This window comes from Thermohalobaculum xanthum (genome assembly GCF_016623495.1).
GTDB classification, from domain to species: Bacteria; Pseudomonadota; Alphaproteobacteria; order Rhodobacterales; family Rhodobacteraceae; genus Thermohalobaculum; species Thermohalobaculum xanthum.
In genome coordinates this window covers 16,659-40,243 of the sequence record NZ_JAEHHL010000006.1, presented here as the reverse complement: position 1 = coordinate 40,243, position 23,585 = coordinate 16,659, and the positions used below count along the sequence as shown (strand labels likewise).

Annotated in this window: 25 protein-coding genes; 9 read left to right on the top strand and 16 right to left on the bottom strand. The window is 65.2% G+C overall.

Annotated elements, in window-relative coordinates:
• Window positions 1-8: 8 nt before the first annotated feature.
• From H0I76_RS09990 to H0I76_RS09970, 5 genes are read left to right on the top strand one after another with little or no spacing between them, the layout of a single operon-like run.
• Window positions 9-986 carry an ABC transporter permease gene (locus H0I76_RS09990; RefSeq protein ID WP_200609731.1) on the top strand — a complete coding sequence of 326 codons (978 nt, stop codon included), beginning with the start codon at window positions 9-11 and terminating at the stop codon, window positions 984-986.
• Window positions 983-1,873 carry an ABC transporter permease gene (locus H0I76_RS09985; RefSeq protein ID WP_200609730.1) on the top strand — a complete coding sequence of 297 codons (891 nt, stop codon included), beginning with the start codon at window positions 983-985 and terminating at the stop codon, window positions 1,871-1,873. Before H0I76_RS09990 ends, H0I76_RS09985 begins: the two co-directional genes overlap by 4 nt.
• Entirely contained in the window at window positions 1,870-3,501 is a 1,632-nt protein-coding gene (locus tag H0I76_RS09980) for an ABC transporter ATP-binding protein (RefSeq protein WP_200609729.1), read from the top strand. Before H0I76_RS09985 ends, H0I76_RS09980 begins: the two co-directional genes overlap by 4 nt.
• The gene (locus H0I76_RS09975; RefSeq protein ID WP_200609728.1) at window positions 3,498-5,138 is read left to right on the top strand and encodes an amidase; all 1,641 of its coding nucleotides are present in this window, start codon (window positions 3,498-3,500) and stop codon (window positions 5,136-5,138) included. Before H0I76_RS09980 ends, H0I76_RS09975 begins: the two co-directional genes overlap by 4 nt.
• 27 nt (window positions 5,139-5,165) lie before the next feature.
• Window positions 5,166-5,699, top strand: coding sequence for a hypothetical protein (locus tag H0I76_RS09970; protein WP_200609727.1), 534 nt, complete (start codon window positions 5,166-5,168; stop codon window positions 5,697-5,699).
• A 97-nt stretch (window positions 5,700-5,796) separates the two neighbouring features.
• Here the strand turns inward: H0I76_RS09970 and H0I76_RS09965 are convergent, their stop codons facing one another.
• Entirely contained in the window at window positions 5,797-6,039 is a 243-nt protein-coding gene (locus tag H0I76_RS09965) for a helix-turn-helix domain-containing protein (RefSeq protein ID WP_200609726.1), read from the bottom strand.
• Window positions 6,040-6,138: 99 nt separating this feature from the next.
• Between H0I76_RS09965 and H0I76_RS09960 the strand changes: the two genes are divergently transcribed.
• Window positions 6,139-6,408: a hypothetical protein gene (locus tag H0I76_RS09960; RefSeq protein WP_200609725.1), complete on the top strand. Its 270-nt coding sequence runs from the start codon at window positions 6,139-6,141 to the stop codon at window positions 6,406-6,408.
• 766 nt (window positions 6,409-7,174) lie between these two features.
• On the opposite strand, the gene H0I76_RS09955 is transcribed toward H0I76_RS09960, so the two are convergent.
• Both H0I76_RS09955 and H0I76_RS09950 read right to left on the bottom strand, forming a co-directional pair.
• Window positions 7,175-7,570, bottom strand: a complete 396-nt coding sequence (locus H0I76_RS09955; protein WP_200609724.1) for a hypothetical protein — start codon at window positions 7,568-7,570, stop codon at window positions 7,175-7,177.
• Between the two features lie 243 nt (window positions 7,571-7,813).
• Window positions 7,814-8,068 carry a hypothetical protein gene (locus H0I76_RS09950; RefSeq protein ID WP_200609723.1) on the bottom strand — a complete coding sequence of 85 codons (255 nt, stop codon included), beginning with the start codon at window positions 8,066-8,068 and terminating at the stop codon, window positions 7,814-7,816.
• A 618-nt stretch (window positions 8,069-8,686) separates the two neighbouring features.
• On the opposite strand from H0I76_RS09950, the gene H0I76_RS09945 reads away from it, so the two are divergent.
• Window positions 8,687-9,025, top strand: a complete 339-nt coding sequence (locus H0I76_RS09945) for a hypothetical protein (protein ID WP_200609722.1) — start codon at window positions 8,687-8,689, stop codon at window positions 9,023-9,025.
• A gap of 260 nt (window positions 9,026-9,285) precedes the next feature.
• Here H0I76_RS09945 and H0I76_RS09940 read toward each other — a convergent pair whose 3' ends face one another.
• From H0I76_RS09940 to H0I76_RS09900, 9 genes are all read right to left on the bottom strand, one after another.
• Window positions 9,286-9,546 (bottom strand): hypothetical protein, encoded by a 261-nt coding sequence (locus H0I76_RS09940; RefSeq protein WP_200609721.1) that lies wholly within the window; start codon window positions 9,544-9,546, stop codon window positions 9,286-9,288.
• A 288-nt stretch (window positions 9,547-9,834) separates the two neighbouring features.
• Window positions 9,835-11,007 (bottom strand): phage major capsid protein, encoded by a 1,173-nt coding sequence (locus H0I76_RS09935; protein ID WP_200609720.1) that lies wholly within the window; start codon window positions 11,005-11,007, stop codon window positions 9,835-9,837.
• Window positions 11,008-11,402: 395 nt separating this feature from the next.
• The gene (locus H0I76_RS09930) at window positions 11,403-11,627 is read right to left on the bottom strand and encodes a hypothetical protein (RefSeq protein ID WP_200609719.1); all 225 of its coding nucleotides are present in this window, start codon (window positions 11,625-11,627) and stop codon (window positions 11,403-11,405) included.
• The gene (locus tag H0I76_RS09925; protein ID WP_200609718.1) at window positions 11,624-11,893 is read right to left on the bottom strand and encodes a hypothetical protein; all 270 of its coding nucleotides are present in this window, start codon (window positions 11,891-11,893) and stop codon (window positions 11,624-11,626) included. The genes H0I76_RS09930 and H0I76_RS09925 overlap by 4 nt, the downstream gene beginning before the upstream one ends.
• Window positions 11,890-13,236: a DUF3631 domain-containing protein gene (locus H0I76_RS09920; protein WP_200609717.1), complete on the bottom strand. Its 1,347-nt coding sequence runs from the start codon at window positions 13,234-13,236 to the stop codon at window positions 11,890-11,892. Before H0I76_RS09920 ends, H0I76_RS09925 begins: the two co-directional genes overlap by 4 nt.
• The gene (locus tag H0I76_RS09915) at window positions 13,233-13,520 is read right to left on the bottom strand and encodes a hypothetical protein (RefSeq protein WP_200609716.1); all 288 of its coding nucleotides are present in this window, start codon (window positions 13,518-13,520) and stop codon (window positions 13,233-13,235) included. Before H0I76_RS09915 ends, H0I76_RS09920 begins: the two co-directional genes overlap by 4 nt.
• Before the next feature lie 169 nt (window positions 13,521-13,689).
• A complete protein-coding gene (locus H0I76_RS09910; RefSeq protein WP_200609715.1) occupies window positions 13,690-13,929 on the bottom strand; it encodes a hypothetical protein in 240 nt (79 codons plus the stop codon).
• Window positions 13,930-14,053: 124 nt separating this feature from the next.
• The gene (locus H0I76_RS09905; RefSeq protein ID WP_200609714.1) at window positions 14,054-14,734 is read right to left on the bottom strand and encodes a hypothetical protein; all 681 of its coding nucleotides are present in this window, start codon (window positions 14,732-14,734) and stop codon (window positions 14,054-14,056) included.
• Window positions 14,734-15,939, bottom strand: a complete 1,206-nt coding sequence (locus tag H0I76_RS09900) for a tyrosine-type recombinase/integrase (protein ID WP_200609713.1) — start codon at window positions 15,937-15,939, stop codon at window positions 14,734-14,736. Before H0I76_RS09900 ends, H0I76_RS09905 begins: the two co-directional genes overlap by 1 nt.
• Window positions 15,940-16,098: 159 nt before the next feature.
• Here H0I76_RS09900 and H0I76_RS09895 point away from each other — a divergent pair, with 159 nt between their 5' ends.
• Window positions 16,099-16,329, top strand: coding sequence for a hypothetical protein (locus H0I76_RS09895; protein WP_200609712.1), 231 nt, complete (start codon window positions 16,099-16,101; stop codon window positions 16,327-16,329).
• A 31-nt stretch (window positions 16,330-16,360) separates the two neighbouring features.
• Here the strand turns inward: H0I76_RS09895 and H0I76_RS09890 are convergent, their stop codons facing one another.
• Window positions 16,361-18,571, bottom strand: coding sequence for a N,N-dimethylformamidase beta subunit family domain-containing protein (locus tag H0I76_RS09890; RefSeq protein WP_200609711.1), 2,211 nt, complete (start codon window positions 18,569-18,571; stop codon window positions 16,361-16,363).
• An 83-nt stretch (window positions 18,572-18,654) separates the two neighbouring features.
• Here H0I76_RS09890 and H0I76_RS09885 point away from each other — a divergent pair, with 83 nt between their 5' ends.
• Complete coding sequence (locus tag H0I76_RS09885) at window positions 18,655-19,566, top strand: DMT family transporter (RefSeq protein WP_200609710.1); 912 nt, start codon at window positions 18,655-18,657, stop codon at window positions 19,564-19,566.
• 305 nt (window positions 19,567-19,871) lie between these two features.
• On the opposite strand, the gene H0I76_RS09880 is transcribed toward H0I76_RS09885, so the two are convergent.
• Genes H0I76_RS09880 through H0I76_RS09870 form a run of 3 tightly spaced genes read right to left on the bottom strand, consistent with a single transcriptional unit; the run spans window position 19,872 to window position 23,585 of the window.
• On the bottom strand, window positions 19,872-21,488 hold the full coding sequence (locus H0I76_RS09880; protein WP_200609709.1) for a dihydroxyacetone kinase subunit DhaK: 1,617 nt from the start codon (window positions 21,486-21,488) through the stop codon (window positions 19,872-19,874).
• An 11-nt stretch (window positions 21,489-21,499) separates the two neighbouring features.
• Window positions 21,500-22,495 (bottom strand): ABC transporter ATP-binding protein, encoded by a 996-nt coding sequence (locus tag H0I76_RS09875; protein WP_200609708.1) that lies wholly within the window; start codon window positions 22,493-22,495, stop codon window positions 21,500-21,502.
• Entirely contained in the window at window positions 22,488-23,585 is a 1,098-nt protein-coding gene (locus H0I76_RS09870; RefSeq protein ID WP_200609707.1) for an ABC transporter ATP-binding protein, read from the bottom strand. Before H0I76_RS09870 ends, H0I76_RS09875 begins: the two co-directional genes overlap by 8 nt.

Sequence of the window (23,585 nt, the reverse complement as noted above, 5' to 3'; positions counted from 1 at the left end):
CGACCGGCATGAGCGGACGCATCGCCTTCATCCTGCGCCGTTTTCTCCAGGCGATCCCGATCCTGCTTGCCATCATCATCATCAACTTCCTGCTGCTCAAGCTCGCGCCCGGCGACGCCGCCGACGTGCTCGCGGGCGAGGCGGGAAGCGCGACGCCCGAATACATGGCCGAGCTGCGGGCCAAGTTCGGCCTCGACAAGCCGGTGCCGGTGCAACTTGCCCAGTATGTCGGGCGCGTCCTGATGCTCGACTTCGGGTACTCCTTCCGCCACGACATGCCGGTCGCGCAGTTGGTGATCGACCGGCTGGGCCCGACCCTGATCCTGATGGTCACGACCATCCTGCTCGCGGTCGGCTTTGGCATCCTGCTCGGACTCCTCGCCGCGACCGGGCTCAACACCTGGCGCGACAACGTCATCTCGATCCTTGCGCTGGTCAGCTACGCGACGCCGCTTTTCTGGGTCGGGCTGATGCTCATCGTCGTCTTCTCGATCAATCTGGGCTGGTTCCCGACATCGGGCATGGAGACGATCGCGGCCTTTCACACGGGCTGGGCGCGGGTCCTCGACATCGCGCATCATCTGGTGCTGCCGGCGATCACGCTCTCGCTCTTCTATCTCGCGCTCTACACGCGGCTGATGCGCGCCTCGATGCTCGAGCAGGCGGGGATGGACTACGTCATCACGGCGCGGGCCAAGGGGCTCTCGGAGCGGCGCATCACATTCCGGCACGTGCTTCGCAACGCGCTTCTTCCCGTCGTTACCATGGCAGGCGTGCAGGTCTCGTCACTGATTGGGGGCTCGGTCATCGTCGAGACGGTGTTCGGCTGGCCCGGTCTCGGCCAGCTCGCCTTCGAATCGCTCTTCGCGCGCGATCTCAACCTCTTGATGGGAATCTTCTTCCTCTCGGCGGTGCTGGTTCTGATCGTGAACCTGATCGTCGACATCCTCTACACCCTGCTCGACCCCAGGATCGAACTGAAATGACCGATCTCACGGAACAGCTCCCCGAGGGGGAAGCGCCGAACTTGCGCGCGCGGGCGCTCGGTTTCTGGCGTCTATTCGCGCGGAACCGACCGGCGGTTCTGGGCCTTGCGATCCTTATCGGCGTCATCGTCCTGGCCGCGATCGCGCCCATCATCTATCCCGACAATCCCTTCAGCCTGGCTGGGCGGCCGATGTCGCCGCCGTTCGGCGAATGGATCTTCGGCACCGACACGCTGGGGCGCGACGTGATGGCGGGCATCGCACACGGCGCGCGCACCTCGCTGATGATCGGGCTGGTCGCGACCGTGGTCGCCGTGGTCTTCGGAACCCTCATGGGGGCGCTCGCGGGCTATTACGGCGGCTGGATCGACGACCTCCTGATGCGGATCACCGAGGTCTTCCAGACGATCCCCTCGTTCGTCTTCGCGATCCTCCTCGTCGCGATCATGTCGCCCTCGATCCAGTCGATCATCATCGCGATCGCGGTGGTGTCGTGGCCCGCGCTCGCGCGCCTGGTGCGCGGTGAGTTCCTCTCCATGAAGAACCGCGAGTTCGTCCAGGCCTCGGTCGTGATGGGGGTGCCGGACTGGAAGATCATCCTCATCCAGATACTGCCGAACTGCCTCTCGCCCGTAATCGTCGCGGGCTCGCTGCTCGTCGCGACAGCGATCCTGATCGAGTCGGGTCTCTCCTTCCTCGGCCTCGGCGATCCCAACGTGATGAGCTGGGGCTTCCAGGTCGGCGCGGGCCGGACGGTCCTGCGGCGCGCCTGGTGGATATGCACCTTCCCCGGCGTGGCGATCCTTCTGACCGTGCTTGCGATCAACCTCGTGGGCGAGGGCCTGAACGACGCGCTGAACCCGCGGCTGAGGGAGCGCAAGGGATGACCGCGCCGCTTGTCGACATCCGCAACCTTCATGTCGCCCTTCCCGATGGCGCGGACCGGCCTTACGCCGTCGAGGATCTCTCGATGACGCTCAACGCGGGCGAGATCGTCTGCGTCGTGGGCGAGTCCGGTTCGGGCAAGTCGCTGACCGCTCGGGCGATGATGGGGCTCCTGCCCGAGCCGCGCGTCCGCGCCTCGGCGGGCCAGATCATCTTCGGCGGACGCGACCTCCTGCAACTGCCCAAGCACGAGCGCAGGCTGCTCTGCGGCGAACAGCTCTCGATGATCTTTCAGGAGCCGATGACCGCGCTCAACCCGCTGATGACGGTGGGCCGGCAGATCGAGGAAGTGCTGATCGTCCATACCAGCCTCTCGGCCGCAGAGCGGATGGAGCGGGTGCTGGCCCTCCTCGCCGAGGTCCACCTTCCCGATCCGCCGCGGATCGCGGCTTCCTATCCGCACCAGCTCTCGGGCGGGCAGCGCCAGCGCGCGATGATCGCAATGGCGCTCATCATGGACCCGAAGGTCCTGGTGGCGGACGAGCCGACGACCGCGCTGGACGTGACGACCCAGGCGCAGATCCTCAAGCTCATTCGCGAGTTGCAGCACCTGCACGGGACGGGCGTGATGTTCATCACGCATGACTTCGGCGTGGTGGCCGAGGTCGCCGACCGAATCCTCGTGATGCAACACGGCAAGGTGGTCGAGACGGGGACGGCCGACCAGATCCTCAACCGGCCCGAGGCGCCCTACACGCGCGCTCTGATCCGGGCAATTCCCTCGCTGACGCCGCGCAGCCGCACGCCGATCGAGGGCGTGCCGATCCTGAAAGTCGAGGACCTCGACAAGACCTACAGGCAGAGTGGCCTTCTCGCGAAGGGGCGCGAGGTCCACGCCGCGAAGGACGTGTCCTTCACGCTGAAGCGCGGCGAGACGATCGGCATCGTGGGCGAGTCGGGATCGGGCAAATCGACCGTCGCGCGGATGATCGTGCGCCTGCTGCAGCCCGATGGCGGGCGGATCGACCTTCACGGGATCGACCTTGCGCCACTCTCGAAACGGCAGCTCAAGCCTCACCGCCGGCGGGTGCAGATGGTCTTCCAGGATCCCTACGCCTCGCTCAACCCGCGCCGCAAGATCGGCGAGATCATCTGCGAGGGCCCGGTCGCGAACGGCGTGCCGAAGTCGAAAGCGATGGCTCGGGCACGCGAGCTGCTCGGCCTCGTCGGCCTCAAGCCGGAGGTTGCCGAGCGGTTCCCGCACGAATTCTCGGGCGGGCAACGCCAGCGCATCGGGCTCGCGCGCGCGCTCGCCATGGACCCCGAGGTTCTTGTCGCGGACGAGCCCGTCTCGGCCCTCGACGTCAGCGTCCAGGCGCAGGTGCTGGAACTTCTGGCCGAGATCCGCGACCGGCTGGGCCTCAGCGTCGTCTTCATCACCCACGACCTTCGGGTGGCGGCGCAGGTTTGCGACACCATCGTCGTGATGTCGAAGGGCGAGGTGGTCGAGCACGGCACACTGGCCGAGGTCTTCGCCGATCCCAAGCACGCCTACACGCGCGAGCTGCTTGCCTCGATCCCGGGCAAGGACTGGCAGATTCCGGAACTGGCGGAGGCCGGTGCGGTATGACCGGCTCGGACGACTGGGTCGCCATTCTCGCCGCGCAGGGCATCGACGAGGCGATGATCGCCGCCGCGCGCGAAACCGCCGAGCAGCACTCGGCTTTCGCGACCGGGCTCTCGCATGATCCCTTCGAGGCGGCCGATCCTTCGGTCTATCCGGCAGCCCTGCGCTCGATCGCCGAGAACCCCGCGACCGGTGGCGGAGCGCCGCCCCCGGCCGCCGAGCCCGCCCCGGCGGACGCCACGACAGGCGCAAGCGTCGAGGCGGTCGCCGCGCTCGTCCGCACCCGCGCTGTCTCGGCCACCGAGCTGGCGGAGAGGCACCTCGCCGCGCTGCAGACCGCAACGGGGCGCCTGAACTCGGTCGCGCGGCTCGAGCCCGAAGCCGCGTTGAAGCAGGCGCGCGCGGTCGACGACGCGCTCGCTGCAGGCGAGGACCCGGGCCCGCTTTGCGGCGTGCCGATGGCCCACAAGGATCTCTACGGCCGCGCAGGCTGGGTGATCGAGGCGGGCTCGACCATTCTCAAGGGCCATGTTGCGCGCGTCACGGGTCCCGCGCTCCGCGCACTCGACCGGGCCGGGGCTGTCGATCTTGGCCGGCTCAACACGGTCGAATTCGCGCTCGGCCCCGACGGGCGGAACGTCCATACCGGGCCCGTTCTCAATCCCTGGAACACGGCGCATCTGCCCGGCGGCTCATCGTCGGGCTCGGCCGCCTCGGTCGCGGCCGGGGCGGTCGCCGCGGCGCTTGGTTCGGATACGGGCGGCTCGATCCGGCTGCCGGCCGCGGCCTGCGGGCTGGTCGGGCTGAAGCCCACGGCCGGGCTGATCGGGCGCTCGGGCGTCTTTCCGCTCGCCGGGTCGCTCGACACGGTCGGGCCGCTGTGCCGCACGGTGCGCGACGCGGCGCTGATGACGCAGGTCATGGCCGGACACGACCCCGAAGATCCCCAGTCTGTGCGCCGCCCGCCCGTCGACCTCATGGCGGGGATCGAGGACGGCCTGAAGGGCCTCCGCATCGGGATTGCCGAGCGCTATTTCTTCGCCCCCCTGTCCGACGACCTCGGGCGGCAGATGGAAGATGTCGGGCGCTTGATCGAGGCCGAGGGGGCCACCGTCTCGAAGGTGGACCTGCCCGGGATCGAGCACGCGAACCGCCTCAACGTGATCGTGATCAATGTCGAGGCGGCAGCGCAGCATCGCGACTGGCTCAGGACCCGCGCGCCCGACTACGGCCCCGAGACGCTGGGCCGGATGGCCGCCGGCCTCTTCGTCACCGGAGCGGCCTATGTCGCCGCGCTCGGCCAGCGGGCACGTTTGCTGCGCGCTGTGCTCGACGGCCCGCTTGCACAGGTCGACGCGATCCTCGCACCGGTCTGGCCCTTTGAGCCGCCGCCGATCGCGGGCGACCCCGTGGGGGGCTCGGCGGCAAAGATCGAGGATACCGGGCACTGCACCCGACCGTTCAACTTCCTCGGTCTGCCCGCCGTGACGCTGCCCTGCGGGATCAGCGCGAACGGACTGCCGGTCGCCTTCCAGCTGGTCGGACGACCCTTCGCCGAGGCGACGATCCTTCGTGCGGCGCGGGCCTATGAACGCGCCCGGGCCTTCGGCGACGAACACCGGCCGCAAGTCGCGGTCTGATCCCGGGCGGCTGGAAGGGGGTGATGGATGGCAGGCACCGGGAAATTCGGCCTCGATCCCGAGAGCCCGGCCTACTTCCGCGCACTCGTCAACCGCTACCGGCACCGGCTGCGGGTGGGGCCGCCGCGCAAGTCGGCCGCCGAGATCCCGCCCGACGCGATCGAGGCCGAGCTACACCGGGTGAAGAAGTCCCACAGGGGCGTCGGTGCGATGAAGCAGCTGACCGGGCTTGCCGCCGCCGCGGCGGACCAGGACTTCCTGGATGAAATCGGCGAACTGACCGAACTCGTCCATCTCGACCTGCGCTTCCCGATGCGCGCGCCCGACCTCGCACCGCTCAGGAACCTCAAGAAGCTCCACGTGCTGCAGATCGATTCGCCAAGCAAGGTCGAGGATTTCAGGCCGATCCTCGATCTTCCCGCGCTCGAGGTGCTGATGATCGAGAACGCCCAGCACCTCTTCGACCTCGAATGGATGAGACCCCTGAAGGACCGGCTTCTCGTCCTCGGGATCGAGGGGACCGTGAACAAGGATCAAGGCTTCTATTGCCAGTTAAACTAATAATATTTAATAAAAACAATGAATTAATCTGGATGCCTTGGCTATTTTGTCGTCTCGGGTAACGCCACGGGTAACGGCCTAGCCAGATTTCGCGGAATCAGCGCAGGCGAACACCAAGCCCGCCGCCGTTTCGGAAAATGAACACCAAGCCCGCCGCCTCGAAAGCCGCGCGGATCGCGTCCGCCGTCGATTTCCGCCCGCCAAGTTCGCCGCCCGCAGCTTCAAGCCGCATGATTGTGGGAAGCGACACACCCGAATGCTTTGCAAGGTCGCGCTGGCTCCAGCCCAACAGTTCGCGGGCCGCCTTGATTTGCCGGATTGATAGTTTTTCTATTGACATCGTTTGAGCCCGCTTATGATAGTCAAACTATCAAGCACGGTTTGGTTGAGTCCGCAATGCCAGGACGCCGACCGGGCAATCTCACCGATGGAGACGGCAATGCTCAACCCCGTTGAATCAGTCCCCGGCCCTGAGAGCATCAGGGACGCCCATAGCATCCTGCTGGACGCCACCAACTACTGCGGCGCCCTTGACCGGATGAAAGCCGCCTTATGCGCCGCGCGTTGGTTTGCTGACGCAGATGATGCCGGAACCGTTGGCAACAATGACCTCAACGCGCTTCGCACGATTATCGGCGGCGCCATGGAAGCCTACGGGGAACACGCTGCGGCGCTTGAAGAAGCCCGCAAGGCGATTGCCAGCGATTAAAAGCCTCGCGTAAGCTTCCCTTTCGATGCTGTGTTCCAAACGGCACAGCGCGACCCTGCCCCCGGCCCCGGTCGGGGGCTTTTTCATTCAGCCATTTTAGCTAGCTCGCAATGCGTAGCGATATCCATTGCCCGGGCTTGGCAATTCCGCGCGAAGCGGCACGACGAGCCCGCGAGCGCAAAGAGACCTAAGAGCCTTGCTCACTGTGTTGCGGTTAGAATTTGTCGGCTCGCGGCCTAGCGCCAGGATAACGTCCGTCGGTCGCGGCCAGCACTTAACGTTGACGATGCCCGACTCGGGACATTCTGGAAACTGCGCCAACACTTCGAGGATTTCGCGTTGTAGTGGTGAGAGTCCCCGGCCCATGCATGGACAATGGCTGACAACGTTGCACACGGCAACCTTACCAACAGATAAGTTTACGCCTCGCGCGCGCGGGGGCGCGATCGAGGTGGACAAACTTCGGCCTGCCTTGAGGCGGTGTTTAGATCGGTCGCGCCCGAACGGAAAATATCCGAGCGTCTGGCGCCTCGTCATGCGCCTAGCTCGCCTCTTGAGGCGTCAAAAAGAGGACGCAAACCCGCCGCGGATTTGACAAGCGCAGTCTGTCGAATGAACACGCCACCAGCTTGCTTGCGTATCGGTGGCGTGTTCTGCTCGCGTGGCGTGCCGCGGCTGCCCTTGATCTCCTACGAGGGTGGCCGCGCGTTACGAAGGCAGATGATGGCTTAAGGCTTCGTTAACGCTGATTGCGGACCAAACCGCGTTAGGCGTTTTCAACCTTGTCGGAGAATTCGCTCCAGCGCTCCAGGGCGCCGTTTATGAAGGCTTCCAGCCAGATATCATCTCTCGACCAGCTCGCGACTTTCGAGACCCGCGGGATCTGCCTGTCGATCTCATCGAAGAGCACAACAGCATTGTCGAGTTGCATTTCACGGCCATCTTTATGTTTGCCAGCCTTTACGGCGTGCAGAAACATGATCTGCTCGTAGCTCGCAAATGACATCAGCCATTCGGCGCCAGACTTCTTCGCGTCAATCTCGAGATTCTGCCGGTATTTCACCCGAGAGGCGCGCAGCCTCTCTACAGCGTTGTCATCCTTGAGCGTAAGCGGAACCTCTTCATGAGGTTTACCGGTCGCGGTCGTAGCTTGATTGTCCATGTTCTTTGCCCCACCCCAAAATCGTTCCAATGAAGGTGAACTTCAACACGGGTCAGGTCAACGCGATGGCCGGGCACGTCGCCAGAACAAGCACTCGCGCGCGTGTCCGTGTTGCGCGCAGGACTCGCCGAGGCTGAGGCCTGGAACAGCGAACACCGTCGATTTTTCTGGGTTAGCGTTTCTGTCCCTCGGGTGTGGCGGTTGCCCGGACGCTGGGCCGGAAGGATTAACCCACCCCCCCGGTCAATTCAGAAACTCGGCAAGCGGGTCGTCGTCCTCGTCATCGGGCAATACAACCTTGCTGCGGTCGGCAGGAGTGCCGCCCATTGACGACAGGCACATGCGCAACTGTGCCAGCGCGTTCACGCCCATGTCGGTGTCTGCCGCGAGGCGCACAGTCAGCTTCGCGGCCACCTCGACAATCTTCCTGTCCGAATGCGCAAGCCAGGGCATTTCGTCCGCAAGCTCCAGCCATGCGTCCCGCTCGGCATCGCTCAACCGCTTCGGCGGCTCCCCGAGGGGCGCAACCTTCAGATTCGAGCGGCCAGAATACCGCTGAGGGTTCTTAACGTCCGCGCCCGTGACACTGGCGACGGCAAGCGGCTTTCTGCGTCTAGGCAATGCTCACCTCATTTTTCTGTTTTGTGGAAACGCGCGCTTTTTGCGGGTGACGGTCGCCGGGCGCCTAGGCCCAGCGAAACGAGCCCCCCACCCAAAGAAGCCGATTGGCTCCGTAAAGCGCACCGCGCACAGCCATCATCGTTGCCCATATATCCACCTACTCAAGACGTATCGCATCGCTGTGCGGTACGATCGAAGCCATCTTGAACTTCATTCCATTGTGCCACCGGTTGGCGACCTGACGGGTTCTAAAACTCTCCAACGGACATGACACCGTTCAATTGATTGCGCGGTGAAGAAGTCAGCGCCTAAAATCATGTGACTTTGCTCACAGATGAGAAGCCATGATGTATGTTAATGTGTAAAAATCTGTAAATGACTTTCAAAAAACGACTCGATCGCTTCGGGTATTTATCGTGTTTTCTATCTTGACGCGCGAGATATTGCGCGAATGACGCGCAAAGCATCTGGCGATACACTAGTGAGGAATGAGACATGCTGTGGAAATCAATCTCACCGCTTGCATTCATCTTCGTGATGATCGGCACTGCAGGCTTTGCCGTCGCGGGGACCGCAACCTGCACAGCTGGTGAAGGTGTGGTCATCGATGGCGGCGAATGTTGCAAAGCTTTGACTGAGAAATACGAGGGCTGCACGTGCGACGAGTCAGACCTTTCCGTCAATGGCAAGGTGACATGTAGCGGCGACCTGGTCGCCGATGGTGGGGACGTTGTAATCAACGCCGCCATCGGTCGGATACTAAATAGCCTATCCATTCTCGATGGCAGACGGGATCGTCTTCCTGCAGCTGAGATGACTGCAAAGAAACAGTAACCGTTTCTCGCACCAGCCTTGTCATGGACTATCAGTCTAGCCCCGCTTTTTCAGAAGCGGGGCTAGCACTTCATCGGGCAATGGAGCGAAGTTGCGCAGATTGCGCGGGTTTACCACGAACGCGGTTGCACGCCATGGGCGGGACGCATTTCCCCGCTCGCGTCTTTGGATAATCCACTGAAGATCCGACCGGCAGCGGATTATCCGATGATTGCCATCGGCCCAAACGATGCGTGCGTAATCGTCTGAGGTCTCGCCGCTCATGCATCGCGCCCGCTGAACTTCGGGCGGGGTGTCGGCTTGCCCTTGCGCCAAGCGTCTTGAATGTCGCGCACGCGCGCGCCAACGCTTGAGTATTCCTCGCCTTCCGGCTTGAGCAGGCCCTCGGCCATTTGCAGCATGACGGCAGCCTCGTTTGCCGTGATGACGCGGACGCCGGTGCCTCGGCGTAGTGCTTTCTTCTCGTCTTCGCTGAGCCGCTTGGTCGTCCAAATCGGGTTACTTTCCATTCCCTGCCTCATGTTGGGTCGCGGGCCGCGAGGGGAGCGTCGTGCAGCCTTGCGCTGCCGTGTCGCCGTGCCTCGCCGCTCGCTCGGCCATGCGGAATTGAATGCTCAAGAAGAGGCTTGGGGCCGCACATTCCGCTTTTCGTTTTTCGGCTGGCCGTGGTCGCCGTCTCCGAGTGGCCCCGAAGGAAAGCCCGCCTGCCGGGTGAGGTGCCAGCAGGCGGGAAGCGCGGCCGCGCACAGGAGCGCGAGGTGCGGCCGCAACCGGGGGCATGGCAACCGATAAGCCGCCCCCGGAATTCATCACGACGCGGCGAACTTCATCAGCTTGACCGCATCGTCATTCACGGTGATGCCGCCGAGACGCCGCCTGATGTAGAACTTCACCTGGCCGGGGGTGGTGATGTTGTCATCGACGGTAATCCGCAGCCCGCCGAGTTCCACGAGCGTGTAGGCGCGCCGCCAATCGCCGAAGGCGATGGAGTAGCTGTTCGCGCCGATGGCGGGCATCTGCTCGGCGATGACAACCGGGCGGCCCAAGAGCATCGGGGGCGTGCCCATCGCCATGCTATCGACCCAGAACGAGCGGTTGTCGCTGTCGCGAAGCTTGCGCACCGCCGCCGCCGTCGAAGACGACATGACCCAGGTGCCGTTCGCGCGATACTGGGAGCGCACCCGATAGGCCACATCCGCGAAGACATCCTCGGGACAGGTGTAGGGCGAGCCCGCGTTGTTCGCCACGAACGCGCCCAGCGTGCCGGTCGCGATGTATTCGAGCGCGCCAACCGTCCGCGCCGGGCTGTCGTTGTCGCCCACCGCCTCGGGCGTAGCGTTCAGGAAGCCAGTCGGTTTCTTCGTGCCGTTGCCGGTAACGATGGCCTCGGCCTCGGCATTCGCGAGGGCGTCGCCCACGGCCTCGACAAACCAGCTACGAACGTCGAAAGCGCTGTCATAAATCAGCTCTTCCGACGACGAGACGTAGCCATAAATCGTGCCCGTTGTCGGCGTGCGCTGCGCGCCAGTCGGCTCGGCGGTCGCGGTGCGCGTGTCGCCCTCGCCAACCCATCCGACGCCCGCGTCGTTGTTGTTCACCGGAAGCCGGATGTCGCCAGACGATGCGCCGATAACCCGGACGAGACCGCGAAACGGGTTCACGTCCTGAACGCGCGATTCAATCTGGCGAAACAGGAATTCAGGCACCAGGAAGCCGCCCGCGCCTTCGCTGAGACCCGATGCCGCCTTCGTGTCGAACTGCGCGAGGTGCGCTTTCGTCTCGGGGCTGTGCGGGTTCTTGAGCCAGCGCGAGAACGCGTCAACGTGCTCTTTCTGGCCGCCGGTCAGGATTTCGCCCGAAGTTTCCTTGAGCGCCGGGCGGGCCGCGATTTTTTCGAGGTCGTCAAGGCGGGCATTGTAGCCGGATTTGAATTCCTCGAAGGCGACGCCAATTTCCTGAATTAGCTTTGCAGTCTCAGACATCGTATATTCTCTCTGTGAGCTTGGCGTCGTCGTCTCGACGGGCCGTGATTTCAGTCAAAGCAACTATAGCCCACGGTGCGCGCAGTATCGTGGGATTTTTCTATTTCCGTCCTAGCTTTTTTCGGATGCGCTCGGCCATTGCTGTGACATTGCCAGCCGCCGAATAGATGCGGGCAACTGTGAGCGCCGCCGCGCGCTTGGACGTGCCGTCCGCGCATAGCGCCTGAGCGAGCCGCAGGGCCGCCGCGTCGTCTACCGGCGGTCTGCCGCCCTTGCCGCCCAGCACATGCCCAGCCGCGCGCCTGTATCGCCCGTCGCCCGTCTCTTTCGCGATGTGGTCGAGCAAGTCCGCAACGCGCAGCCGGAGCGCCGCCCGCGTCCGTGCCTGCTCGGCCTTAGTGCAGCGCATCGCTGCCCCCGCCTTCCTTCGCGAGGATTTCGTCTGAGAGTTCGCGCAGGTATTCCGCCGCCTTTTCCGGGCCGATGGCCGCGACCAGAAGCACCGCCCCGATGGCCAGGAAGGAGCCCGCCACGTCGAGCGGGTCGAGCAACTTGCACAGCTTTCCCGCCGTGTCCTGAAGGCGCTGCCGCGCGCCGGTGAGGAGTTCTTCGTGGGTCATTTCGAGGTCTCCTTTTCAGCTTTGATGAGGTGAGGGCGCAGCCGGTCGAGAACGGCTTGCGCGTCGAGCCCGGCGAGGCTGCAAACTTCCGCGAAGTCGCGAGAGCGAAACCACGCGATGGATTGCCCTTGGCTCGGGCGCATGGCGGTTGCCGGGTGCAAGGCGTCTTCGATGGCGGCCAAGAGCACCTGCGACCACAGCCGCCGGGCCATCACCGCCGGGGTGTCGGTGTCATCCCAGATTAGCCGGGGGTCGGGCGCGTTCACTCGAAGCCCTCCCAGTCTTCCCCCAATCCCCGCATTCCATCCGGAACACCGGAACAATTGTTTGTTTTCAGAGGTTTAGCGCCATTCCAATCCGGAACATTCTCGCTTTCTGTTCCGGTTTGAATCGCACCTAATCCGTTGTTTTCGTTGGATTGTTCCGGTGTTCCGGTTTGGGGGCTGGTTTGAGGGCAGTAGCGAACGAAAGCGGCCTCAATCGCGCCCCGCTCGTATCCATTCAACGACATCGCGCCGAAGCGGATCTTGCGTGGCCGAATGCCGTAGCGCTTCAACAGCCGGGATACAGAATTCGCCGTGAGCGGCTTGCCCTGCTTCCATTCCGGCCATGGGCGGTCCTCCATCTCCACCAGTGCGGACACGATGTCCGCCGACTGAAGGCGATCCGTGCCGCGTTCCTCGAAGAGCCCCATGATGTCGCGGAGCAGCATCACGCCCGCAGGTTCATCGCGCTCGCCGTCGCTGGCCTCTTTGAGCAGGTAAGCCCGGCTCACTCGCTCGGGCCACGGGCCACCCAAGACTGCGGCGATCCGGAAGAGCGGCGTCCAGTTGTCCTGCGCCCGATGATTGCCGCAGTCCGGCGCTTCCATATCGAGCGCGCCGATCCGTATGCGGTTATCGTCTGCCCAGCGGGCCAGCTTCCGCCGGACGATCAGCCGCCGCTCGAAATAGTCCGTGGGGCGCTTGGCAACCTTCTCGGAAGACAGACGCCGCCGCAGGCCAATCCGGATCGAGCGATCCTCCAGCGTGTCCATCTGTGATCCGATTGTCGCGATCACCTGCGCGCCCCAGACAGAGAAAGCGCGGGGCACATGGTTGCCCTTTACCTCGACAGTCCGGATCACGCGGGCGTGGCGGCGGGTATGCCCCGCATTGAGGATGCCGTTAGCTTCCTCGTTGTTCCGCAGGAACCTGTCGGCCTCGTCGATCAGGAGCGTCGGCTCCCACTGCTCGATGATGCGAAACAGTGCCGCCGCCGTGATGTTGGCGGTGATGTAGCCGCGCCAGACGTGCGCCTCGATTTCCTCAAGGAGCGTTGACTTGCCACACTGCTTTTCCGGGGACTGCACCAGCAGTTTCGGCCACAGCCGCCAAATTCCCATGAAGTATGTGCCGAAGGCCCAGAGCGTCGCCGCGTCGGCGTCAGCGTCGCTCGGGAACACGACATGCGCCAGGAATGCGGCGCGGACATCCTCGGCCAACTCAAGGCCGCTTACCGCGCTCGGCCAAGGGTCGGGCGTCTCCACCAGATCCGGCGTCTCGGGCTCGTCCTGTTTCGGATCTTCGCCAAGCGGATCGCGCTCGGGCTCGTCCCAATAATCACTCATGCCCCGCCCTCCCGCTCGGCCTTCCAGCGGGCAAGCCACGACTTGCGCCGAGCCTCTATCGCATCGCCCCACGTCGGGGCGTCGAGCGCGGCGTCGGCCAGCATCTCGCGATCGGCGTAGTCGAGCGAAAGCATTGCGCCACCGGCAACGACGAGCCGCGCCGGGCGGCTCCACTTCGCACGCAGGATCGCGGCCAGCCCCTCGGCAATCTGTCCGGGCGAGTGGTGGCCGGGCTCGCCAGCGGCGGCGATCAGCGTTTCGATGGTAGCTTTGCAATCCTTCACGCGGCGCCCCCCCATGCGAGGAAGCCAGCCGCGATGTGCGACGCGTCGAGGCGCACGATCAGCGCGATTGCTTGAAAAAAATGGCAATTTTCTTTAGTGTTCTGATTGTTAGTTTTCGTGAACACTCTGCCTGGGCCGCTCCCGCCAAGAGCGGCCCAATTCTTTCCGGTCACGCCGCGACGCCCGCCTGCCGCGAGCGGTCTTTGTTGCGAGGCAAAGACGCTTCCCACGCCTTCAATTCAGAGATGGACCAGAAACGATTGCGCCCGATGTATATCGGCGCCGGAAAGTCGAGGTCTTCGTCGCCGGACCAACGATCAAGCGTCATTCCGCTGATGTTGTAACGGCTCCTGACTTTGCGAGAAGGAAGATAACCGTTCGGGTCGTCTTCTGGATCATAAATCGGCATTGCGTCACTCCGTTCGTTTGCTTCGGGTGACATTCTTATTAATCACATTTTCAGAGAGTCGCGTGTGCAGAAACCTCAGATTTTCGGGCAGGTTTCTACATAGTGAATTGGCACGGCCCTTGCTTTAACCGCCGACTTGCTCAGCAGCCCATCGCGCCGGTTCGCGCGGCTTTGTGTCGATGCCGAGAAGCGGGAAGAGGTCGCGGAGCGCAGCGGCAAGTGGCGACGCCTTGAACGCCTCGCCTCTATCTGGCGGGTCTCCTGTCACGTTGAGGATATAGCGAGCTACCACGAGGGCCACCTGTCGCGCACGTGCGTCGTGGGGAGCACCGCCTTGCTGCTTGCGTTCTGCTTCCTCGGCTGCGCGGTCGATCACCGGCACGAGCGCCTGCATGAATCGCTCTAGCGCGGCGATTGTGGAAGGAACGGCCCACGTTTCCTGCGCCGGGTGCGGTTGCGCCATCGCCTCGTGCAGCGCTGGGATATCGCCAGCTTCCTCGGCGTCGCGCACTGCCTGATGCCACGGACACCCGGCTTGATTAATCTGAGAGCTAATCCAGCTGTCCATGGCAGCGATCTGCGTGTGAAGGGCATGGGCAGATTTCCACATGTCCTCTAGCTGCGCCTCGGCATCGCGCGGCTTACCATCGAACGACTTGCGGCCAAGGGACGCCACCTTGACGCTGCTCACTACAAGTCTGATGGAAGGCAGGTCTTCGTCGTCGGGATAGTAGTATGCTAACGGGCTTTCCCGCTCGGGCAGCCCGGCAGCCCGGCGCAGGATGTGGGCAATCTGCTCGTCCATCACACGCCCCTCCAGCTGACGACATTGCCGCCCGGCGCACGGGTAACGATCTGCTCGACAAGCGCCCCCCATGCGTCCAGCGCGTGGCGGATCTCGTCGCCGTAAGAGTAACGGACATAGACGCCCGCGACGCCCCGGAACATGCCGCTCACGCGGTTCTGCGCCCGCTCGATCACCTCTAGTCGCGCCCCGCACCGCGCCATGCCAGACGCCGCCGTGCGCCGCAGGTCGTGAACCGTGAAGCGCGGAATGTCCTCGTGGTGTCCATCCTTCCCGGCTTCCTCGGCCATCAGCGACCTTAGGCGCGCAGTCGGCTTCGGGAAGCCCGCAACGGGCGTGCGGCCATTGGCCGAGAAGTAGTAAGCGCCGAAACGCGGCAGCCCGTCGATCACGGCCAGCGCTTGAGCGCTCAGCGGCACGACATGCGCGCGGTCCTTTTTCGTCCGGTCACGTGTCAGGTGCCACTCGTTGCCCGTCACCTCGGCGACGCTCATTGCCGCGCCCTCACCCCGCCGCTGGCCCGTCAAGAGAAGGAACTGGAACAGGTTGCCGAACGGGTATCCCATGCGCCCGGTCGCCCGCCAGAACCACCTGATCTCGTCGTCTGTCAGGATACGGTCGCGCGGCTTTTCCTCTGTCGGTGGCTTCACCCCAGCGCACGGGCTTGCGTCGATCACGTCGCGCTCAACGCACCAGTTGAAGAACCGGCTCAGCATCGCGCGCACTCGGTTGGCTGTGACGGGCGCGCCCCGGTCAACGACGGCGTCGAGAAGGTCGATAACATCGCGGCGGGTGATCTCATCAACACGGCGCTCGCCCCAGACGGGCAGGATCTCGACGTCGAAGTAACGCCGGATCTGATCGGCGCTCTTTCTCTTATCGGCGTGGCGGCGCAGGAAGTCGTCGGCCACCGCGCGGAACAGGTCGCGGTCGGGCTTGTCCTTCGCGGAAGGATCAACACCCTCGGACACCGTCCGCAGCGCCTCGCGCGCCTTCTCGCGAGCGGCTGCCAGCCCCAGCTTTGGGAACGCGCCCAGCGTCAACTTTCGAGGCTTGCCGTTATGCCTATAGCGGACAGCCCACGACTTGCCACCGCTCGGTTGGACGATCAGGTAGAAGCCCGGCAGCGCCGCGTCGGGCACCTCCTGGCGCTTGTCTGTCGGCTTGATCCGCTCGACGGCTGGCGCGGTCAATGTCTTGGCCATTGTTACCCCTGCGGTCTGTGGGGTAACGCACTTAGCATGATACCCCGTGTTGCCCAGTGTGGGCCACCATGAGGCAACATTTCCTAATATTCAAGTATTTAAAGCGGCAACGGGTGCTTGATGTGTGAGGTCATGTTGCCCCGTGTGGTGCCTATCATTTTGAACAAGGATCAAAGGGTCGCGAGCCTCGCGCCGCTCGAGGGGTTCGCATTCGAAGCGCTCTTCATGATCTCGGTCATGCTGAAGGACAAGGATCTCTCGCCGCTGCTGACCTGCCCGAACCTCTATCTCCTCGACTGCGCGCGCTTCGCATCCAAGGCCGAGTTTCAGGCGCTGGAGGCAAAGCGGCCCGAACTCATCTGCCGCTGGTTCGACTGGGACGCCTGGTAGCCGCGGCTCAGGGGTGCGCCCGCGCGCCTTGTCAGCCCGGCATCGCGAAGGGCGTGGGATCGAGGAAGCGGCGCACCACGTTCTCCATCATCCGCGAGACGGCGTTGTCGAAGCCGTTCACGGGCAAGCTGCCGCAGAAGGTGATCGAGCCGGTCGAAAAGACGGCACCGCCCGCGGGCGTCTCGAAGAACACGATCTCGGCGCGGACGAGATCGCGTGCCGGCTCGCCCGGCAGGGTGACGAGGTGAGTCAGCTGCTCCTCGTGAACCAAAACGAAGCGTTCGGAATGATCCTCCGACCGCGCAAGGACCAGCGCGTGGTCGGGCGTGCCGAGGCGCGTGTCGGCGCGGTCGAGCTCGAAGCCCGCCGCGCCTCCGCCAGAAAGTCCGAAATCACCCAGGATCTCGCCATCGATGCCGTCGAAAATCCAAGCCGTCCGCGGGTCGCGCGCGGCCGGCATCAGACGGTAATGCGAGCCTTCGAAAGTTCCCTGTGCCGAGAACCCGACCCCCGCCACCGCCTGCGGCGGCCGCCCCTGCCGGCGCCAGAGCCCGCCGTAGGCTCCGTCAAAGGCGTTGAAATACTCGCCCGGCTCCGAGGCCCATGCCCGGATCCCGCCTTCCCCGCGTCGGATCTCGATCGCCTCCGGCATCTCCGGGTGCCGGGCCACGCGCCAGTAGAAGCCGTTGCCACCCAGATAGCAGAAGCGCCCGCCGCGATTGCGGTAGTCGATCAGCGCATCCAGCGTCGCGGCCGTGTGGTACTCGGGATGCGAACAGGTCAGCACGGTGCGATAGCCGTCGATCAGGCCGGCCCCCTCCTCGTCGAGATCATGATCGGTCACGACATCGAAGGGGATGCCGCGCGCCTCGAGCCAGGCGAGAAGATGCGTGTCGGCCGAGAAATGGCGAAGCCCCGAGCCCGCCGGGTCGACCTGGTTCAGGTATCCCGGACGCATGGTCATCAGGGGTCGAAGATGGCTCGAATGACAGATCCCCGATCCGTCGGAATGCGTGTTGTAGGTCGAGAAGCCGTACTCCGGGTGGTCGGACGGGAAATGCCGCGTCATGCCGAGTTCGGCCGCGCGGTCGCGATAGCTCTGGTCGAAATCGGGGCGGTCGAAGTTGCCGTAGACCACGTAGGTGAAGGTGGGGATGACAACGCAGAGATCCGCGCCGCGCGTCGCCCGTGGCGGCGGGACGAAGAACGGGATGGTGTCGACCTCGCCCCCCGCCGTCAGCCGCATTGCGTAGACGCCGCTCTTCAGGCGCTGGGGGACGCGAAAGGTGAAGTCGGTCTCCCAGCCGCAATCCGCGAGGTCGGAATCGTGGAAATGGATCGCACCATACTGCTCGGGCGCGTGGCGCCAGCACATCTCGCGGCCGGTCCAGTTCGACCCGGTCATTCCCCGCGCGGGCAGGTTCACGAGCCGCCCGTCGAGGCCGTTTGGCCCGGTGTCGCATACGCGCATCGTCGGGATCTCGCGCGAGAAGTCCCAGCGCGCCAGGGCCTCGAGCGCCGCGTCGGCCATCAGGTCGCGCGCCGCGCCCGAAAGGATCGCGGGCGCCTCGATCTTGCCGTTGAAATGCGCGCTTGAATGCCCGGTCTTCGGATCGCGGCCGAGCGACGCGATGTGCCAGCGCGCCGCCAGCGGCAAGGGCCCGGGCTCGATCCCGCCCTCCGCGACCACCGGCGGCACCGGGCCGAAGGGCGGGTGCAGGGAAAGCTGACCGACCCGAATGCTGCCCGTCGACGGATCGAAGCTGGCGCGGATCACGGCCCAGTGGCGGACATGAAGCGGCTGACCTGTCGATAGCCTGACCGGCGTCTTGCCCGCCCGGCCCGCCAGAACCATCGCCGCGCCGTCCGCGTCGAGTGCGAGCGCGATGCCCGCCCCGGCAGCGGACTCGAACGCCGACAGGACGACCTGCTCGCCCTTTCCCGGTCGCGTCGGCCAGATGGTGGCCTCGAGTGTGATCGCGCCTTGGGCGTCGACGCCACCCGCCTCGATCACTGCCATCGAGCCCATCGCGTGAACCTGCGGCCGGGCCGGGTGACGCGCGCTGTAGATTTCGCCAAGGTCCTCCTCGATCCGGCCCGGTCCCGCCGGGTTGGGATCGCCACAGACGATGCGCACGAGCCGCGCCTCGTAATCCGCCGCGCCAGTGGCAGACACCTTGAAGGCAATCTCCTCGCCTGGCCGGGCGGAAAGGCGGTCGGTATATCCGGTGATCGGGATCATGTTATCCTCGTGCGCGGGAGCCGGGTGTCACCGGCCGATCTTTCCCAACCCGCGGACCGGCTGCAAGACGGCAGAAAGACCTGATGGACAAAGGCTTGCGAAAGGCGGCGCCCGCCGGCCCCGGCGAGGCGAGCGGGTGGGGAACGCTCGGCCTCATCGCGCTCATTGGCGTGCTGTGGGGCCTCAACTGGCCAGCAGTGAAGTTCATCCTGAGCGAGGTCGAGCCCTGGACGCTGCGCGCCTTCGCGCTCACGACGGGCACGCTTTGCCTCGCCGCGATTGCAGCCCTCAAGGGCGAGACGCTCAGGCCACCGCCTGGCACCCTGCCGCGGCTGGCCGCGGCGGGCTTCTTCACTGTGTTCGGGTTCAACATCCTCACCGCCTTCGGCCAGTTGGTCACGGAAACCTCGAAGGCCGCGATCATCGCCTTCACCATGCCTGTCTGGGCGTCGATCCTTTCGACCATCTTCCTCGGCGAGCGGGCCGGGCCGCGACAGGTGGCAGCCATCGGCCTCGGGATGGCGGCGCTCGGCCTTCTTATTGCCGAGAACCCGGCCGGCATCCTCGCCGCGCCGGCGGGGCCGCTGTTCATGCTGGCGGCAGCACTCTCCTGGGCTGTTGGCACGGTCCTCTTGAAGGGGGCGGCACCGGGAATCGGGCCGGTCGCCCGGGCGGCCTGGATCGTGGGCGTGGCGGCAGTGCCGGCGACGCTGGGTGCGATGCTCGTCGAGCGCCCCTGGGACGCGGCGCTGCCATCCGCCGGCGTGCTCGCCGTCCTCGCTTTCCACGTCGCGGGGCCGATGGTCGCCTGCCACGCCGCATGGGCGACGCTGGTCGGACGCCTTCCGGTCGCGGTCTCGACGGTGGCGACACTGCTCATTCCCGTCGTGGGCGTCCTCTCCTCGGGCTTGCTTCTCGGCGAGCCGTTGGGGCCGCTCAGGCTTCTCGCGCTCGCCGCCGTGATCGGGGCGGTCGCCCTGGCGGTGAGGAGATAGCACGCGCTCGCCTCATGCCGATGCGCAGAGGGGCAGCCGGAGTGATATCGGCGAGATGCAAGACTGCGGCCACGGGGGAGGATCCGATCCCCGAACCCCGGAAGACGAAATCTGGATGGTACGAACGGCGTCTCGAGAAGCTGCAATCCTGACCCGTGGGGAGCCCATGGCACGAACTCAGACCGAGCCTGCAACGCAATAGCGTTCTGATCGTGGTCTTCGCCCCCCGCCGGCAGCCCTGGTCTGAATGGGCCGAATGCCTGCAGTTCACGCCAATGGGCCTCGGATTTTGCAAAGCGCTCTGCTCAACACAGATTCTCGAACAGGCGGGCGACGGCCTCCGCGCCGGGGTCGTTGTGGCCTGCGAGGCTCTCCGCTGCGAGATAGCTGGCCCGACCCGCGCGCGCCTGGGTGATCTTGGCCGTTGAATCGGCGCCGGCACGAGCGGCGCTGGCAGCCGCGGCGAGGCCGTTCTGCAGCGCCTCCAGCGCCGGCATCAGGGCGTCGATCATGGTCCGGTCACCGACCCGCGCGCCGCCGACCTGCTGAACACGATCGAGGCCGGCCTTCAGGGCGCCGTTCGGATCCTGCCCGGCGGCAGAGGCGTCCCCGGCGGCTGCGAAGAAAATCGCCAGCAACACGCCGGACGAGCCGCCCATCGTCTGGCTGAGCTCAAGGCCGATCGCACGGTAGAGCTGGGTCTGATCCGCGAGAGGCAACCTGTCGAGCGCGCCGATCAGGGCGCGCGCGGCTGTGGCGAGCGTGCTGCCCGTATCGCCGTCACCGGACTTGGCATCGAGTGCGTTCAGATCCGACTCCGCCTCGATCAGGATGCGGCAGCATCGCTCGATGAAGTCGCGTGTCGCGGCGTTCTTCGAGGGGATCGGCTGGATCGGGGTCAGCCCGTCGGGCAAGGGCTCGACCGCCACCTCGCCGACCGGCAGGCAGCCAGGCCAGGCCCAAGGCCCCACCGGGGCGACGAGCGCGGCTTCGTCCGCCTTGGTCGCCGAGAGCAGCGAGACGGAGAAACCCCGCATGTCGAGCGAGGTCATCAGTGGCGCGGGACCGACCAGCCACCGGATCTGGTCGCCGATCCGCGAACGGATCAGCTCCTCCGCAAGCACCGCCATCTCCAGCGGTGTCGCGCTGCCGAGGTTGTTCAGGAGAGCGACCTTGGGGCCCGGACCGATGTTCGGAGCCAGCCGGTCGACCACCATTTCCATCGCCTCGCGCGCGCTCGAGAACTCCACCTGCTCGATGCCCGCCTCGCCATGAATGCCCAGACCAAGCTCGGCCTTGCCATGCGGTATGCGGTCTTCCTTCGGGGAACCGGGGATCGTGCACGTGTCGAGCGACATTCCGATGGATACGACACCCTTGATGACGCGATGCGCTGCCTCGGTGACCGCATCGAGGTCGGCGCCCTGCTCGGCGAGCGCCCCCGCGATCTTGTGCACGAAGAGAGTGCCTGCCACGCCGCGCGGCTGCGGCAGGTCCGGCAGGGCCACGTCATCATCGACGACCACCATACTGACCTTCAGGCCCTGCGCCCGTGCCCGCTCGGCAGCAAGGCCGAAGTTCAGACGATCGCCGGTGTAGTTCTTGACGATCAGAAGGCAGCCGGCCCTGCCGGTGACCGCCAGGATGCCGGCGAGCACCGCATCCACCGAAGGCGACGCGAAGACCTCTCCGCAGACCGCCGCCGTCAGCATGCCCTGCCCCACGAAGCCCGCGTGGCTCGGCTCGTGGCCGGAGCCGCCGCCGGACACCAGCGCTACCTTGGACTTGTCCCAGTCGGTGCGGATGACAACCTTGATATGCGGATAGCCGTCCAGTCGCGCCAGCCGCCCCCCCGCCGTTCGCAGCGTGCCGTTGATCGCCTCGGTAACCAGGGTCTCCCTGGTGTTGATGAACTGCTTCATGGGTTCTCTCCTCAGGCGATCCGGGCGCCGGCGGCGTCGAAATACAGGGCGTTTCGGGGTTCGATGGCGACCGTATCGCCGGGCTCGAGGTCGGTGTGCACGTCGGTCAGGGTGACGATGTCATGACCCTCGAGCATCAGGTGCAGGCGCGTCTGGTCGCCGAGATGCTCGATCCGCACAACCCGAGACGGCTTGCCCTCGCCGTGCCGGATGTGCTCGGGGCGCAACCCGACGGTCCTGGCGCCGGCGGGCGCCCCGGGGAAGAGGTCGGCTGGCAGGGCGTTTATGCGGGGAAGCCCCAGCCGGCCGGCGACGTAGAGAGACACGGGCGACTCGTAGATCTCTCGCGGGCTGCCGAACTGGACCAGGCGTCCTGCATCCAGCACGCCGACATGGGTCGCCATGGTCATGGCCTCGATCTGGTCATGCGTCACGTAGAGGATCGTGGCGCCGAGGCTGGCCTGGACGCGCTTGAGTTCCACCCGCAGATCGGCACGCAGCTTGGCGTCGAGCGAACTGAGCGGCTCGTCCATCAGGTAGATGGCCGGGTCTCGCACGAGCGCGCGTCCGATCGAGACCCGCTGCATCTCGCCGCCCGAGAGCGCCGTCGCCTTGTTGTCGAGCTTGTGAGCGATCCGCAGGACGTCGGCGACCTCGCGAACCTTCCGGGCCACCTCGTCCTCCGGCAATCTGTGGATCGGCGAGCGCAGCGGGAAGGCGAGATTGTCCCGCACGGTCATGTGCGGATAGAGCGAATACTGCTGGAACACCATCGCCACGTCACGCTGGGCCGGCGTTTCATCGACCACCGATCGGCCATGGATGAGGATGTCGCCACGGTCAGGCCGCTCGAGGCCGGCGATGAGCCGCAATGTCGTGGTCTTTCCGACCCCGGTAGGGCCAAGCAGGACGACGAACGCGCTGTCGGGCACCGTCATCGTCATATCCTCGACCGCGACGGTGTCGCCAAAGGTCTTGGCGACGTTCAGAAGCGACACTTCAGCCATGCGCCAGTATCCCCTCGTTCAGATCCGAGCGGATGGCGCGTCCGGACTGATCATCGAAGAGCGTCACCGTGGCGCTGTTGAAGTCGAGGCCAACGGTCTCGCCAACACGGGCGACCTGATCGGAGGCGATGCGCGCCTTCACCTCCCCATTCGGCGACTTGAGGGTGACGATCTGGGTGGTGCCGAGATACTCGGTCGCGATCACCTCGCCGCGGTAGCCTGCTGCATCCGAAAGCCTGACATGCTCGGGGCGGACGCCGTAGACCATGTCGCCGTCGAAGGGCTCGCGAAGGACTGGAACGCCGAGGGTCTGGTGGTGCAGACGGACCTCGGTCGCGCCCGCTTCGAGGCTGCCGTGGAACTTCAGGAAGTTCATCGACGGCGATCCGATGAAGTCGGCAACGAACATGGTCGCCGGCTTGTCGTAGATGTCCCGCGGCGTGCCGAACTGCTCGATCGCGCCGTGGTTCATGACCACGATCTTGTCCCCCATCTGCATGGCTTCGAGCTGGTCATGCGTGACATAGACCGTGGTCGCGCCCATGCGATCGTGCAGGGCGCGCAACTCCTCCGCCATCCGCTCGCGGAACTCGGCATCGAGCGCGCCAAGCGGCTCGTCCATCAGGAAGCATTTCGGGTTTCGCACGATCGCGCGCCCAAGCGCGACGCGTTGCCGATCCCCGCCCGAGAGGCCGCCGACAGGACGGTCGATGATGCTCTCGATCCCCAGGATGCGGGCCACCTCGGCGACTTTCTCGCGTATCTCCGCCCGTGGCATGCCCTGGCTGACGAGCGGATAGCTTATGTTCTTGCGCACGTTCATGTGCGGGTAGAGCGCGAACATCTGGAACACGAAGGCGATGTCACGCTGGCTGGCCGGTTTCTGGCCGACCTCCTCGCCATCGATGAAGATCTCGCCCGACGTGGGCAGCTCGAGCCCCGCGATCATCCGCAGCGTCGTCGTCTTGCCGCAACCCGAAGGGCCGAGGAGCATGAAGAACTCGCCATCCGCGATCTTGAACGACGACGAGCGGACCGCCGTGAAGTCGCCGAAGTCCTTGCGCAGGTTATGGATCACGATCTCAGCCAT

Bases quoted from the DNA above. Each gene is read 5' to 3' on its own strand.
- H0I76_RS09990 (WP_200609731.1), top strand. From the start codon at position 9: ATGAGCGGACGCATCGCCTTCATCCTGCGCCGTTTTCTCCAGGCGATC.
- H0I76_RS09985 (WP_200609730.1), top strand. From the start codon at position 983: ATGACCGATCTCACGGAACAGCTCCCCGAGGGGGAAGCGCCGAACTTG.
- H0I76_RS09980 (WP_200609729.1), top strand. From the start codon at position 1,870: ATGACCGCGCCGCTTGTCGACATCCGCAACCTTCATGTCGCCCTTCCC.
- H0I76_RS09975 (WP_200609728.1), top strand. From the start codon at position 3,498: ATGACCGGCTCGGACGACTGGGTCGCCATTCTCGCCGCGCAGGGCATC.
- H0I76_RS09970 (WP_200609727.1), top strand. From the start codon at position 5,166: ATGGCAGGCACCGGGAAATTCGGCCTCGATCCCGAGAGCCCGGCCTAC.
- H0I76_RS09965 (WP_200609726.1), bottom strand. From the start codon at position 6,039: ATGTCAATAGAAAAACTATCAATCCGGCAAATCAAGGCGGCCCGCGAA.
- H0I76_RS09960 (WP_200609725.1), top strand. From the start codon at position 6,139: ATGCTCAACCCCGTTGAATCAGTCCCCGGCCCTGAGAGCATCAGGGAC.
- H0I76_RS09955 (WP_200609724.1), bottom strand. From the start codon at position 7,570: ATGGACAATCAAGCTACGACCGCGACCGGTAAACCTCATGAAGAGGTT.
- H0I76_RS09945 (WP_200609722.1), top strand. From the start codon at position 8,687: ATGCTGTGGAAATCAATCTCACCGCTTGCATTCATCTTCGTGATGATC.
- H0I76_RS09940 (WP_200609721.1), bottom strand. From the start codon at position 9,546: ATGAGGCAGGGAATGGAAAGTAACCCGATTTGGACGACCAAGCGGCTC.
- H0I76_RS09935 (WP_200609720.1), bottom strand. From the start codon at position 11,007: ATGTCTGAGACTGCAAAGCTAATTCAGGAAATTGGCGTCGCCTTCGAG.
- H0I76_RS09930 (WP_200609719.1), bottom strand. From the start codon at position 11,627: ATGACCCACGAAGAACTCCTCACCGGCGCGCGGCAGCGCCTTCAGGAC.
- H0I76_RS09920 (WP_200609717.1), bottom strand. From the start codon at position 13,236: ATGAGTGATTATTGGGACGAGCCCGAGCGCGATCCGCTTGGCGAAGAT.
- H0I76_RS09910 (WP_200609715.1), bottom strand. From the start codon at position 13,929: ATGCCGATTTATGATCCAGAAGACGACCCGAACGGTTATCTTCCTTCT.
- H0I76_RS09905 (WP_200609714.1), bottom strand. From the start codon at position 14,734: ATGGACGAGCAGATTGCCCACATCCTGCGCCGGGCTGCCGGGCTGCCC.
- H0I76_RS09900 (WP_200609713.1), bottom strand. From the start codon at position 15,939: ATGGCCAAGACATTGACCGCGCCAGCCGTCGAGCGGATCAAGCCGACA.
- H0I76_RS09890 (WP_200609711.1), bottom strand. From the start codon at position 18,571: ATGATCCCGATCACCGGATATACCGACCGCCTTTCCGCCCGGCCAGGC.
- H0I76_RS09885 (WP_200609710.1), top strand. From the start codon at position 18,655: ATGGACAAAGGCTTGCGAAAGGCGGCGCCCGCCGGCCCCGGCGAGGCG.
- H0I76_RS09880 (WP_200609709.1), bottom strand. From the start codon at position 21,488: ATGAAGCAGTTCATCAACACCAGGGAGACCCTGGTTACCGAGGCGATC.
- H0I76_RS09875 (WP_200609708.1), bottom strand. From the start codon at position 22,495: ATGGCTGAAGTGTCGCTTCTGAACGTCGCCAAGACCTTTGGCGACACC.
- H0I76_RS09870 (WP_200609707.1), bottom strand. From the start codon at position 23,585: ATGGCTGAGATCGTGATCCATAACCTGCGCAAGGACTTCGGCGACTTC.